This is a genomic window from Trichococcus flocculiformis, assembly GCF_963662535.1.
Lineage (GTDB): Bacteria > Bacillota > Bacilli > Lactobacillales > Aerococcaceae > Trichococcus > Trichococcus flocculiformis.
The window spans coordinates 2,594,916-2,608,504 of the sequence record NZ_OY759718.1 but is presented as its reverse complement, the minus strand read 5'-3'; the positions used below and the strand labels follow the sequence as shown (position 1 = coordinate 2,608,504).

Sequence of the window (13,589 nt, the reverse complement as noted above, 5' to 3'; positions counted from 1 at the left end):
CGCAAAGTCTGCACCTCCGACGAACCGTCGCTCGAAGGAGGACATCCTGTGATTTTGCGTCCAGCTCCGGCCAACATTCGCTCACAGGAGCAGAGCAAATTATCGGAACCCCACCTCCGATGAGATGGGCACTCACCGGAGGAAAGGGCGCCACCACCAGTTCTCCGGCGGGGTCCTCCTCGCCGGAGCTGAGGCGAGCGCCAAGTTTGCACCTCCGACGAACCATCGCTCGACGGAGGACAGCCTGCGATTTCACACCCAGCTCCGGCCAGCATTCGCTCACAGGAGCAGAGCAGATTACCGGAACCCCACCTCCGATGAGATGGGCACTCACCGGAGGAAAGTTGAGGGCAAGCTCGATACCCGACGCCGGCAGCATTTTTTTGATATAATAGAAGCATTCCATTCGACATTCGTCGAATAGCACGATTAAAGGAGCCAAAATCATGACACAAGAACAACTGAAAAACCGCGCGGACGTCCCTGAGGCATTGACTTGGGATGTGACTGCACTCTATAAAACAAGAGCAGACTTCGAGGCAGCTTTGAATGGCCTTAAGGCAGCGACCGCAGCCTTCGCAACGACGTATGAAGGCAAACTCACGGATGCCAAAACGATCCTTGCTGCAATGAAGGAATACGAAAGGCTCATCGAAACCGCGACATTGGCGGATCACTATGCGATGATGCCGGAAGCGACAGACTTGACCGATTCGGATAACGTTGAATTGTCTCGCCAAACTGCGAATGCGATGGCGGACATCAGCGCTCAGCTGACATTCTTCGAATCGGAACTGATCGGCTGCGCCGCCGCTGTCCTAGATCAGGTCGTTTCGGAAGAAGCGCGTTTCGCTTCCTATATCCGCCACATCAAGAAAAACAAAAGCATCCAGCTGGCGCCCGAAGTCGAAAAGGCATTGGCCCAGTTGGCGCCGACCTTGGATGCACCTAGCGCCATCTATGAGCAGGCCCGCCTTGGCGATATGGACTTCGGCACTTTTACGGCCGACGGAAAGGAATATCCGCTGAGCTTCGTGCTCTATGAAGATTACTACATGTACCATGACGATACGGCAATCCGTCGTGCCGCTTTCGACAAATTCTCGGCTGTCCTCAGCGATTACGAGAACGTGGTCGCGACTGCCTATTATACCCAGCTGCAGAAGGAAAAGACGCTGGCGACGATGCGCGGTTTCGATTCCGTGATCGACTATCTGCTCTATGGGCAGGAAGTGACGCGCGACCTGTACGATCGCCAAATCGACACAATCATGAACGACCTAGCGCCGGTCATGCAGAAATACATCACCCATCTGAAAGAAATCCGCGGACTGGACAAAATGACCTACGCCGACCTGAAGATTGCGCTCGATCCGGAATATTCGCCGCAAGTGTCGATTGAAGAATCGCAAGTGATGGTGGAGGACGCCATAGCCGTATTGGGCAAGGACTATACCGACCGAATCATGCAAGCCTATCCGGAGCGTTGGATCGATTTTGCGCAGAACATCGGCAAATCAACAGGCGGATTCTGCACCAGCCCATATGGCACGCACCCTTACATCCTGATGTCATGGGCGAACCAACTTTCGGACGTCTATACGCTGATCCATGAATTGGGCCATGCCGGACAGATGATCTTGTCGAACGAAAACAACAGCATCCTCGGTTCGGAGCCATCGTTGTACCTGATCGAAGGCCCATCCACATTCAATGAACTGCTTTTGACGGAATCATTGGCACGCAAGAGCACGGATGCGCGCATGCAGTGCTTCGCTTTGACGAAGATGCTTTCCGACACTTATTTCCACAATTTTGTCACGCACTTGCTGGAGGCGGCCTATCAAAGGGAAGTCTACAACTTGATCGACGCGGGCAAGAGCTTCGATGCCGGCAAATTGAGCGAAATCAAACGCAGCGTGCTGAAACGTTTCTGGGGTGATGCTGTGGAAATCAACGCCGGAGCCGAGCTGACATGGATGCGCCAGATCCATTACTACATGGGCCTGTATTCCTATACCTATTCAGCCGGCCTGACGATCGCGACGCAAGCCTTCCTGCGTGTCAAAGCAGAAGAAGAGGGCGCGGTGGCCGATTGGTTGGAATTCCTGGCTCTAGGGGACAAATTGGAAGCCGCAGAAGCCGCAGCGTTGGCAGGCGTGGACATCAAAACAGATCAGGCGCTGCAGGACACGATCCACTATTTGGACGAAGCGGTCGATCACATCATCACACTGAGCAAAGAGCTTGCTTAAGAAAGAGGAATTTATGGACGGAAAACTCAGAAAAAACATCAAAATCGGAGCTTTGGTCGATATCGTCTTGAAGAAAGACCAACGCACCGGGAAATTGACAAGAGGGCATGTGAAACGGCTGTTGACGAACAGCCCCAAGCATCCGCACGGCATCAAAGTTATGCTGGTTGAAGGCGACCAAGTCGGACGCGTGCAGCAGATTGTCGACGAGGCATAAATTGTAGCTAAAAAATGAGAAAAGAATCGAGTTGTCGCGTCTTTTCACAGAAAAAAAGGGTCAGATGAAAATCCAATGATAGTTTTTTTGTTGACAGTTCTTTTCAAATCTTATATTATGTTTTCATACCACAACTGAATAGAACAAAGTCAGTGATGAAGAGAGTAGATTTGAATATTTTCTCCAGCGAGCCGGGACAGAGTGGAAGCCCAGCAGTAAAATATCAAATTGAAGCGCACTTCGGATGACGAAAAGGTGAACGTTGAGTAGCCTTTTACGCACTTTATGCGTTAATTTAATCGAGGTGGATTTGTTGTTTACAACAGATCAACTAGAGTGGTACCGCGGAATCAAACATTGACCCGTCTCTTGTAGCAATACAAGGGGCGGTTTTTTAGTACCCAAAGCACTACCAGCAAAAACATAAAAAAGGGGATTATATACAAATGGATTTGACTTTCTTTGAGACCTATCTGCCGATCTATTTCCAAGGCGCGGGTTACACGATTGGCCTTTCGATCAGTGCGATTGTACTGGGCGTCATCTTGGGGACGGGATTGGCATTGATGAAAATGTCGCCCAACAAGTTCCTCAGCATATTAGCGAATGGGTACATCCAAATTGTGCGGGGCACACCACTTTTGGTGCAATTATTCATCATTTATTACGGCCTGTACGTCATCAATATCGAATTGCCTGACTTCTTGTCCGGTGTCATCGCGGTATCATTGAACTCGGCAGCCTACATCGCCGAAATCATCCGTTCCGGAATCCAAGCAGTCGATAAAGGCCAGATGGAAGCCGCCCGTTCGATCGGGATGAGCAAATCAATGGCGATGCAAAAAATCATTTATCCACAAGCCATCAAGAATATCCTTCCTGCTTTGGGTAACGAATTCGTGACGCTGATTAAAGAAACATCCATCGTTTCTGTGTTGGGCTTACGCGACTTGATGTTCGCCGCCAATACGGTCCGCGGTGCGACATTCTTGCCATTCGGCCCGCTAGTGGTCGCTGCCGTGATGTACTTCATCATGACATCAATCGTCTCTAAATTAGTGGACATTCTGGAAATGAGGTTGAAACAAAGTGATTAAAACAGAAAAACTTACGAAATCTTTCGGGGACAAACAAGTCCTGAAAGGCATAGATGAACAAATCAACTCGGGTGAAGTGGTCGTTATCATCGGTCCGTCCGGATCCGGCAAAAGCACGTTTCTGCGTTGCATGAATCTGTTGGAAGAACCGACATCCGGGAAAGTGATCTTCGAAGGCCAGGAAATCAACAAAAAAGGTGTGGACATCGATTCCATCCGCACCAAAATGGGTATGGTTTTCCAAGGTTTCAATCTTTTTCCGCATCTGACGGTATTGGACAACATCATGATCGGACCGCAACAAGTCAAGAAAGTACCAAAAGATAAAGCCGAAGCGATCGCCAGAAAACTGTTGACGCGCATGGGCATGTCCGAAAAAGCCGATGTCTATCCACAATCCTTGTCGGGCGGACAGAAACAACGGATTGCGATCGCGCGCGCTTTGGCGATGGAACCGGATATGATGCTGTTCGATGAACCGACATCCGCGCTTGACCCGGAAATGGTCGGCGAAGTATTGCAGGTAATGAAAGACCTTGCGATGGAAGGCATGACGATGGTAGTCGTGACCCACGAAATGGGCTTTGCGAAAGAAGTAGGCGATCGCATCCTTTTCATGGATGACGGTCAGGTGATGGAACAAGGAACACCGGATGAGATTTTCAATCATCCAAAAAGTGAGCGGACAAAGGATTTCTTATCGAAAGTCCTATAAAATAAAAAACATATTTGGAGGGGTTAGGATGAAAAAAGGATTATTGAAATTAGCTTTGGGTGCAATGAGCATTCTTGCTTTAGCGGCATGCGGAAATACAAGCGAGACATCGGACAGCTCCGCAATAGATTCAGCAGCTACAACAACAACTGATAAATTGCAGGAAATCAAGGACAGCGGCAAATTGGTAATGGGTACATCTGCGGATTATCCTCCATACGAGTGGCACCTGATTAAAGACGGAAAAGATGAAATCATCGGATTCGACATCGACATCGCCCAAGCAATCGCTGATGAATTAGGCGTTGAGTTGGAAGTCAAAGATATGGACTTCGACGGACTGATCCCAGCGTTGACGACCGGTAAAATCGATATAATCATCGCTGGAATGAACGCCACTGAAGAAAGAAAACAAAGCGTTGATTTCACGGATGTCTACTATACGCAAACAGACATTGTCGTGATCAGAAAAGAAGATGCTGATAAGTTCACTTCAGAAGACAGCTTGAAGACAGCTAAATTGGCTACGCAAAAAGCTACAGTTCAAGAAACGTATCTACTGGAAGCTTTCCCAGACGCTGAAATCCAATCCGTACCGAAATGGAACACAGCAATCATGTCCTTGACGACAGGAAAAGTGGATGCCGTCATGATGGTGGATACCGTTGCGAAACAATTCATTGCACAAAATGATGATTTGATGGTTGCCAACTTTGATATCAACAGCACGCCAAATGCAGCAGCTATCGCAGTTGCGAAAAACGGCGGAGAATTCCTGGAAACAGTCAACAATATCGTAAATGAAATGAAAGAAAGCGGTAAAATCGAAGAGTTATACCAACTTAACGATCAAATCGTAACAGACAATACAGCAGAATAAAAATTAACATACCAATAAAAGTGCAAGGATGCTCTGAAAAGGGCATCTTTTTTTTGAGAAAATGAATGAATATGGAGGAATTAAGATTGAAAAAAACGTTTATGAAAATGGTTTTGGGAACGATGAGTGTCTTGGCTTTGGCGGCATGTGGAAACACGAGTGAGTCAGCGGACAGCGCTGCGACGGCTGGAAGCAGCGCCTTGCAGGAAATCAAGGACAGCGGCAAACTGGTAATCGGAACTTGTGCGGATTATCCCCCATACGAATGGCACCTGATAAAAGATGGGAAAGATGAAATCATCGGCTTTGACATCGATATCGCGCAAGCCATTGCGGATGAACTGGGCGTTGAGTTGGAAATCAAAGACATGGATTTCGACGGCTTGATTCCGGCGTTGTCGACAGGCAAAATCGATATGATCATCGCCGGCATGAACCCGACTGATGAAAGAAAACAGAGTGTTGATTTCACGGACATCTACTATACGCAGAAGGACGCTCTGGTGATCAAATCAGAAGATGCGGAAAATATCCAATCGGAAAATGACCTGAAGAAAGCCAGCCTGGCGACACAAAAGGCAACGATCCAGGAAACGTACCTGCTGGAAAACTTCCCGGATGCTGCGCTGCAGTCCGTACCGAAATGGAACACGGCCATCCTATCCTTGGTGACCGGAAAGGTTGATGCTGTGCTGATGGTCGAAACGGTTGCGAAGCAATATGTCGAGCAAAATGAAGGTCTTGAGATCGCGGGCTTTGACGTTGCCAGTACGCCAAACGAGTCAGCTATCGCCGTCGCGAAAGATAACAAAGACTTTCTGGATGCGGTGAACGACATTTTGGATGAGATGAAAGAAAGCGGACAGATCGAGGAATTGATGCGTACGAATATCGAAATCATGGATGAGAATACCGTGGAATAGTTAAATACATGCATGAAGGGCCATCTCGATTTTCGAGGTGGCCCTTTGTCTAGCGCTTCGGCATATTGCGGTGTGAAAACCCGAGAGATAGCCGCAATGTCGGTTGATCTGGATCGATTGCTTAGCGAACAGTCGAGAGATAGCTGAAGTGTCGGTTGATCTGGATCGATTGCGTCGCGAACAGCCGAGAGATCATGCGACTGTCGGTTGATCTGGATCGATTGTGTCGTGAAGAGTCGAGAGATAGTCGAAGTGTCGGTTGATCTGGATCGATTGCAAAGCGAACAGCCGAGAGATCCCGCAACTGTCGACTGTTCAGCGGTCGAAACCGTCACAATACCCGACACCAATCTATTTTAGGCACGAAATAAAAATGGGGTCTGTTCATTTAACGCAATGAACAGACCCCATTAACAAGAGAAGGAACAGTCAGCTGCGGAGGTGATTGTTCCTTCACTTTAATTATTGTCGGAAGATGCTTTTGACAGGAAATTTCTATTCTATTTTATTAAAGAACAATGGTGCAGTCTGTCAGAAATTTTTTTCTTTTCTGTATGCTAAGGGGGTTATTCCTGTAACTTTTTTAAAAATTGCCTGAAAATAGCTTTGGTTCGAAAAAGCCAAAGATTCAGAAATATCTGAAAGGGACATAGAGGTAAAGGCAAGGAGTTTTTGAGCTTCTTGAATTTTTTTTTGATTGATAAAGTTGGGAAGATTGATTCCCGTGACTTTTTTGAATTTTGAGGATAGATATTCTGGAGAAAGGCCGACTTCTTCGGCAATCATCGTAACCGTAATTTTAGTGTGGCAATTTTCCGTAATATAATCGATGCTCTTATTGATTACATCTTCACCCGTTTTAAAAGCTTGTTCATTTTTAACGCGCATACAGTAGTCCTTTACCATCGAAAGCGTCAGAGTGCTTAAACTATCTATATTCGTGCATAATTCTAGTTGTTGTACATAGAATCGACCCAGTTTGTAACACGTGCCAGGATTTAGGTTGCCGGCAATAGCTGCCCTGAGTGCCAGAGAATTTAATATTATGGATGAATTTTTGAAGTGCCTTAAAGAATCAGGCCCTAGTTTACCGAAATTGTAGGAAAAATCCGTCAGCATCTTATTTAGTTGATCAACCGCGCCAGTTTTAATTAAGTATGAAATTTGCTCTTCATAATTTGTAAGTGATTGATGGGAAGTTATTTCATTAAGGTAAATTTCTTCTTCACTAATATGAATGAGTTGTTGTTGTGCTTTTTTCAGTATATTTTTTTCCTCAATTCCTTTTGTCAAAAGTTGTTGAGTCGATACGATTTCTTGGTTGAGCATACAGCTTGCTACACTGAGTGCGTTAAGGAATTTTCCCATCGGGATGATGGAACAGGTTCTTAGATACTCCTGCAACTCTTTTTTTTGTTCTGGCGTCATCTTCGATTCGGTCCTGCTGATAATCCTCTTGATATCATTATCAGAAATGACTCCTATAACACTTGGTCCGATAAACAGCAATTTGTCATCACATTTGCTTCTTATGTAACCAAAAATCAAAAAATTCTCAGTAATGAAATAGTTTACGTTGGATTCAAGTTTATTGAAAATCGTTAAATTAGGTGTGAGTAGATCGATGTTTACTAATATTGGTGAACTACAGTATATTTTTTCACTGTGGTCATAAACGGTATACGGTACCTGATAGGTTTCCGCTTCCAATTCACAAAAATGCAGAAGCAATTCTAAATCCATATTTTTTCCTCCGAAGATATATTTATCATTGGATTTTATAATAAATGTCCGAAAATAGCAAGAATGCGCTTTCTTGTTGTGATATTCTTTAATACATGTTGAGGGTTATTCACGATTAATTATACTTCCTAAAGGGGTATCATTCAGTCCTCATACTAAGAACCAATGAATTTACTAGAAAAAAGAGGGACCATTATGACAATTAGAGCAGTTCAACAATTTCAGTTGCGGCAAGAGCTTGGTACAGAAGCAAAAGCGAAAAAAGCATTGCAGGCTATGAAAGATGCAGGTTACGAAGGTATTGAGCTGAATAGCTTTATGATTCATAAAATGTCTTTTGGAGTGCGGATGTTGTGCAGAATGGCGGGGATGCCGATAGGATCCAGTGGGACGTTGGATTGGCATCGCTTGGTGTCTGAAATGGATTTGAAAGTAGTCAGCCTGCATGAATATTTGGATGGACTATTGAAGAAACCGCAGCCAATCATCGAAGAAGCAAAAGCATTTGGAACAAAAAATATCGTCATTACAGGTATGCGGAAGTTTAATTATTCCGTTGAAGGTGAAGTACTGGCATTAGCCAAAAAACTGAATCGTGCTGGAGAAACAATAGCTGAATCAGGCTTGAATCTTTTATATCACAATCATAATTGTGAATTTCGCAGACTAGCTACCGGCCAAACTGCCTTTGAACTTTTGATCGAAGCGACAGATCCGCGCTACGTAAATTTTGAGTTTGACTCCTATTGGGCAACCGAAGCAGGGTGCGATGTTCCCTGGTTGATGCATCAATTGGGGTCACGAATGAAACTCTATCATATCAACGATCGTGGCACAAGAATTGAAGGTCCCACAAATTCTATACTAAAATCGGACAGCATCGAGTTGGGTTATGGAAACATCAACTTAGTAAATCTGGTGGACATTGCCAAGAGTTATGGTGTTGAATCCATTATTTTGGAAAGTCATCAAAATTGGGCTGGAAAATCAGCCATCAAGTCGCTGCAACTCAGCGCGGAGTTTATGAATAAATACGTTTAGAAAAGGATGTGTTTGCAGTATGGAAGATTTAAAACAGTGTTTTATCAGCTCTACTGATAGGGAATATGTAGAGGGAAAGGTAAATTTGTTTCAGCAGAAAATTGTAGTTGAAAAAGAGGTCCTTTCAGCCAACTTGTATATCACCGCTTTGGGCATCTATGAAGCGGAACTGAATTCGGAAAAGGTTGGAGATCAGGTATTTGCTCCTGGCTACACTTACTATCCGAGAGACTTATTTTATCAGTCTTATACAGTGACAGATCAGATACACAGAGGTGAGAATACACTGAAAGTATATTTAGGTCAAGGCTGGTATTCGGGGCGTTTTACGCATGAAAATAAAACGCAGATATATGGGGATCAAAGCGCCGTATCCTGGATTCTGGAAATCGAGTATGTGGATCATGAAATTGAAACATTCAAGTCAATTCAGGGTGTCACTGAGTTGCGTTCGCCTTATCAGTATGCCGGCTTCTACGATGGTGAAATATTCGATGCAGATGTGGCAGAAAAAGATGAGGTAATCGGAAAAGCCAGCAACTTTGAAGGTAAAGTCCCGGATCATTTATCAGAAACAATCAGCAAAGTAATCCTGCAGGAGACGATGCCGGTTAAAGAAATCATTCGGACAGAACAGGCGACAATATTGGATTTCGGACAAAATTTTGCGGGGATAGTTGAAATAGATCCCAATCTTTTACCGGAAAACGCCATAGTAAAGCTTCGTCATGGTGAGATTCTGTTGGACGGAGCCACTTTGTATACAGATAATTTGAGGGCCGCCAAAGCGGAAATCATTTATCAACGTGGATCTGCGTCAAAATTATATAGGCCACGCTTTACTTATATGGGTTTCCGCTATGTTGAACTGAGCGGGGTTGATTATGTCGAAGGTTTGATACAAGCGAAAGCCCTCTATAACGACATGGAACGGACCGGCAAGTTCAGTTGTGACAATAAATTAGTTGAACGTCTCTATGAAAATCAACTTTGGGGGCAGAAATCCAATTATGTTGAAGTTCCAACCGACTGTCCACAACGTGACGAGCGGATGGGATACACCGGTGACGGACAAGCTTACGCATGGACTGGCAGCTACAACTTCGATACGGAGCGCTTCTTTGAAAAGTTTCTGAAAGATATTCGCTATAGTCAGATGGATAATTCAGAAGGTTATGTTGCTCCCACAGTACCGGCTTCCGGGCCTGCCGGTGTCGGTTTTCTGAGTATGCTAGGTTGGGGGAATGCAGTCACGATAATCCCAGATATGTTGTACTGGCAGTACGGTTCATTGGATCACTTGATCCGGCAATACGACAGCATCAAGAAATTTGTAGAATTGGAGATTCGTCAAATGGGCGAAAATCATCTTTGGTTAGGAGCGAATCTGGGGGATTGGCTGATGCCTGGTAAAGATATCCAATGGATGGCTATGAATAACGGACCCGTCTCCAACTCTTTCATAGTGAACGATCTGACAATTTTAAGCAAATTAGCCGGCAAGTTAAGGAAGCCTGAAGACGAAAAACGCTACACGGAACAATTAGAAAAAACGAGAAATGCCTATATTGAAAAATATATCAGTTGCGACGGTGTTGTGGAAGGTGATTACCAAGGGGCGTACATCATGGCTTTGCGCTATGTTTTACCCAAAGGAGATCTTTATGAAAAAGTGATGGCCAATTTTATTAAGGACGTCGAAAAAAATGGCTTGAACACGGGTTTCTTTGCAACCGAGTTTTTATTGCCGCTCCTCATCGAATCCGGCCGAACGAAATTAGCCTTCGATACTTTATTGGATGAAGCGTGTCCAGGCTGGATGTATCAAGTGCTGAATGGTGCAACAACGATTTGGGAACGTTGGGATGCGCTGAAAGAAGATGGAACGGTCAACGATACCAAAGTGGGTGATGCTGGGAATATGGTTTCCTTCAATCATTATGCCTTCGGTAGTGTCGGTGAATTTTACTATCAGTATATCTTAGGAATTAAACCGCTCCTTCCGGGTTATAAAAAAATTCAATTGAAACCATATACAGATCCAAGGTTAGGAAAAGTCACCGGTTCCTTTGCAGCCCGGACAGGAACCATTAAGTCTGCATGGGAATATCAAGGGAATCAAATCACATTCAGCTTTGAGACCCCGGTTGCGGCAGTCATTGAACTTCCTGACGGCAGCAAGCATGAAGTAGAAAAAGGCATTCATATTTATCAGATCGAAAACAATTAAAATATAAGTTCTGAGTAAGGGGATAAGGATAAATGGTAGATTTTGCAAGTGTAAAAGGAAAAGTTGTCATCGTCACTGGAGCGAGTAAAGGAATCGGACAAGCCATTGCGACCTGTTACGCTCAACATGGAATGAAGGTTGTGTGTGCAAATCGAAATGCAGAACAAGGAACGAAAGCAGTGGAAACAATCAGAAATGCTGGCGGTGAAGCAGTATTCTGTCAAACAGATTGCAGCAATAGTGAAGAGATTAAAGCTTTAGTAGCCTTTGCCGTCAAGCATTATGGGCGTTTGGATGGGATAGTGAATGATGCCGGAATTGGCATGGGTGGAACGCCCTTGCATGAATATTCTGTTGAAGACGCCGATAAGATCTTTGATTTGAACTTAAAAGGCGTATTTGCGGGTATGAAGTATGCAGCAGAGGCAATCTTCAAAAGCAAAGCAGAGAACGGTTTCATCATTAATGTTGCTTCGATCGCGGGCTTGATGCCTCAACGCGGCCAATCACTTTATACAGCAACGAAGTTCGGCGTCGTGGGTATGACCAAATCAGCCGCTTTGGATTATGCACCTTATAATGTGACGGTCAATGCTATCTGTCCGGGATATACAGAAACACCGATTTTTGATGGCACTCCGGAACAGGCAAGGCAATTTTTCATCAATGATTGCCCAAGCGGAAGAATGGGGCAACCGGAAGAATGTGCCTACTTAGCCTTGTTTTTGGCATCTGACATGGCTCGCTATATCAACGGAGCTGCAATCCCGGTCGACGGTGCGCTATCAGCTGGCGCAAAAAATGTAAGCATGTGGCGACACCCGGAAATTTTGGAATAGCAAGAAGAGTGATGACGGAGGAAACAGAATGAGAATGCCTTATTTGAAAGAAATAAATGGAAAGAAAGTATTGAGTGTCCATGACAAGCCGTTCCTGGTGTTGGCGGGGGAAGTACATAATTCTGCTTCATCCTCGATTGAATGTATGGAAGCCGCTTGGGAAAAAGCGATCAGTCTGGGAATGAACAGTTTGTTGTTGCCCGTAACATGGGAAAACATAGAACCGGAAGAAGGTATTTTTGATTTTACTCTTGTCGATCAATTAATCGAGCAAGCCAGAAAGTACAATAAAAAAATTGTTTTCCTATGGTTCGGCGCCTGGAAAAATGCACAATGCTATTATGCGCCATCATGGGTAAAAAAGGATGTCACACGATTTAGACGAGCTGAAGTAAAAAAAGGCCACAATTTTACAAATTTGGAGGATTTTTACGGAATGCCGTACACAACCTTATCCTATCTTTGCGAAGAAACCAAGAAATCCGATGCCCGAGCATTCAAGGAACTGATGAAGCACATCAAAGACTTCGACGGAGAAGAAAATACTGTAATTATGATGCAAGTGGAGAACGAGCCGGGATTGCAAGGTGCAGCGCGTGAAAATTCTGATCATGCCGATGAAATCTTCAAATCTGAAGTGCCTCAAGAATTTGTGGCATTCATGAAGTCCAATTCCGATTCCATGGCTGAAGATGTGAAGAAAGCAGTCAAGTTTGGCGCATATGATGGGAATTGGAGTGAGGTATTCGGTGCGGTTGCGGAAGAAGTCTTCAGTGCTTATCATGTGGCGACTTACATCAATACAGTCGCATCAGAAGGAAAGAAGGAGTATGCCTTACCTTTGGCAGTGAATTGTTGGCTTGACAAAGGTCAGAAACCTGGATTGTATCCGAGCGGCGGCCCCGTTTCAAGGATGATGGAAGTTTGGAAATTTTGTGCTCCCGAAATTGATGTAATCGCTCCAGACATTTATGTGCCTAACTTTATGGATGTTTGCGATGATTACATCAAATTGAATAATCCACTCTTCATTCCAGAAACGGTCACTCATGCTTATGCAGGACCTAGGCAGTTATATGTTGTAGGTCACTATCATGCTCTTGGTTATGCTCCTTTTGGGTTCGAGGGGATGGGCGAGGAATTCTCGGCAATCGATAGTTACTTGTTCGGAGTGGAAACAGCGGATCCTTTATTTGAAGTACCGCAAGACGTCCACGAATATCATTGGATCACGAAGACATTGGATGATTTGAGTCCGCTGTTGCTGACAAAATATGGCACTACGGATTTGCAGGCGATCAGTTGTGAAAGAAAAGATGACGACATCATGCTGTTCGGCGAATATGGTATCAAGGTTATGACGGAATCACAAATGATTTCGAGACGGGACGGAGTCTGCTTAGCTCTTAAAATTGCCGAAGATGAATTTTATCTGATAGCAAATGGGTGTATTATCCATCCGTTCTCGCTGAGCAAAGAAAAGCCATATTCCGGAATTCTCTCGTTGGAAGAAGGAAGCTACGAAGATGGTGTATGGAAAGCACACAGACGTCTGAATGGGGATGAAGTTGCCATTATGCGTTACGAAAAGCCGACATTATTAAGAATGAAGGTATACTCCTACAACTAGAAAGAACAGGATGGTGTCA

At 44.7% G+C, this 13,589-nt stretch carries 11 protein-coding genes and 1 other annotated feature; of the genes, 10 read left to right on the top strand and 1 reads right to left on the bottom strand.

The features are described 5' to 3' along the window. Positions 1-446: 446 nt before the first annotated feature. From pepF to ACKPCD_RS12315, 6 genes are all read left to right on the top strand, one after another. A complete protein-coding gene (gene pepF, locus ACKPCD_RS12340) occupies positions 447-2,255 on the top strand; it encodes an oligoendopeptidase F (RefSeq protein WP_321433397.1) in 1,809 nt (602 codons plus the stop codon). Positions 2,256-2,268: 13 nt separating this feature from the next. Next, positions 2,269-2,472, top strand: a complete 204-nt coding sequence (locus ACKPCD_RS12335) for a YwbE family protein (RefSeq protein WP_321433396.1) — start codon at positions 2,269-2,271, stop codon at positions 2,470-2,472. A 143-nt stretch (positions 2,473-2,615) separates the two neighbouring features. Then, positions 2,616-2,845 (top strand) — a binding site (T-box leader). 73 nt (positions 2,846-2,918) lie between these two features. Next, positions 2,919-3,569, top strand: coding sequence for an amino acid ABC transporter permease (locus ACKPCD_RS12330; RefSeq protein ID WP_068558831.1), 651 nt, complete (start codon positions 2,919-2,921; stop codon positions 3,567-3,569). After that, positions 3,562-4,284, top strand: coding sequence for an amino acid ABC transporter ATP-binding protein (locus ACKPCD_RS12325; RefSeq protein WP_068558828.1), 723 nt, complete (start codon positions 3,562-3,564; stop codon positions 4,282-4,284). The genes ACKPCD_RS12330 and ACKPCD_RS12325 overlap by 8 nt, the downstream gene beginning before the upstream one ends. Before the next feature lie 28 nt (positions 4,285-4,312). Beyond that, positions 4,313-5,164 carry a transporter substrate-binding domain-containing protein gene (locus ACKPCD_RS12320; RefSeq protein WP_321433395.1) on the top strand — a complete coding sequence of 284 codons (852 nt, stop codon included), beginning with the start codon at positions 4,313-4,315 and terminating at the stop codon, positions 5,162-5,164. 86 nt (positions 5,165-5,250) lie between these two features. Further along, positions 5,251-6,087, top strand: a complete 837-nt coding sequence (locus ACKPCD_RS12315; RefSeq protein ID WP_321433394.1) for a transporter substrate-binding domain-containing protein — start codon at positions 5,251-5,253, stop codon at positions 6,085-6,087. 531 nt (positions 6,088-6,618) lie between these two features. Here the strand turns inward: ACKPCD_RS12315 and ACKPCD_RS12310 are convergent. Then, the gene (locus tag ACKPCD_RS12310; RefSeq protein ID WP_321433393.1) at positions 6,619-7,830 is read right to left on the bottom strand and encodes a helix-turn-helix transcriptional regulator; all 1,212 of its coding nucleotides are present in this window, start codon (positions 7,828-7,830) and stop codon (positions 6,619-6,621) included. A gap of 195 nt (positions 7,831-8,025) precedes the next feature. On the opposite strand from ACKPCD_RS12310, the gene ACKPCD_RS12305 reads away from it, so the two are divergent. From ACKPCD_RS12305 to ACKPCD_RS12290, 4 genes are all read left to right on the top strand, one after another. Then, positions 8,026-8,871: a sugar phosphate isomerase/epimerase family protein gene (locus tag ACKPCD_RS12305; RefSeq protein ID WP_321433392.1), complete on the top strand. Its 846-nt coding sequence runs from the start codon at positions 8,026-8,028 to the stop codon at positions 8,869-8,871. Between the two features lie 85 nt (positions 8,872-8,956). Beyond that, complete coding sequence (locus tag ACKPCD_RS12300) at positions 8,957-11,101, top strand: family 78 glycoside hydrolase catalytic domain (RefSeq protein ID WP_321433391.1); 2,145 nt, start codon at positions 8,957-8,959, stop codon at positions 11,099-11,101. A 32-nt stretch (positions 11,102-11,133) separates the two neighbouring features. After that, entirely contained in the window at positions 11,134-11,940 is an 807-nt protein-coding gene (locus ACKPCD_RS12295; protein WP_321433390.1) for an SDR family NAD(P)-dependent oxidoreductase, read from the top strand. A 28-nt stretch (positions 11,941-11,968) separates the two neighbouring features. After that, a complete protein-coding gene (locus tag ACKPCD_RS12290; protein WP_321433389.1) occupies positions 11,969-13,570 on the top strand; it encodes a GH35 family beta-galactosidase in 1,602 nt (533 codons plus the stop codon). Positions 13,571-13,589: the final 19 nt, after the last annotated feature.

Excerpts from the sequence above, each read along its gene's own strand:
- pepF (WP_321433397.1), top strand. The coding sequence starts at position 447 with ATGACACAAGAACAACTGAAAAACCGCGCGGACGTCCCTGAGGCATTG.
- ACKPCD_RS12335 (WP_321433396.1), top strand. The coding sequence starts at position 2,269 with ATGGACGGAAAACTCAGAAAAAACATCAAAATCGGAGCTTTGGTCGAT.
- ACKPCD_RS12330 (WP_068558831.1), top strand. The coding sequence starts at position 2,919 with ATGGATTTGACTTTCTTTGAGACCTATCTGCCGATCTATTTCCAAGGC.
- ACKPCD_RS12320 (WP_321433395.1), top strand. The coding sequence starts at position 4,313 with ATGAAAAAAGGATTATTGAAATTAGCTTTGGGTGCAATGAGCATTCTT.
- ACKPCD_RS12310 (WP_321433393.1), bottom strand. The coding sequence starts at position 7,830 with ATGGATTTAGAATTGCTTCTGCATTTTTGTGAATTGGAAGCGGAAACC.
- ACKPCD_RS12305 (WP_321433392.1), top strand. The coding sequence starts at position 8,026 with ATGACAATTAGAGCAGTTCAACAATTTCAGTTGCGGCAAGAGCTTGGT.
- ACKPCD_RS12295 (WP_321433390.1), top strand. The coding sequence starts at position 11,134 with ATGGTAGATTTTGCAAGTGTAAAAGGAAAAGTTGTCATCGTCACTGGA.
- ACKPCD_RS12290 (WP_321433389.1), top strand. The coding sequence starts at position 11,969 with ATGAGAATGCCTTATTTGAAAGAAATAAATGGAAAGAAAGTATTGAGT.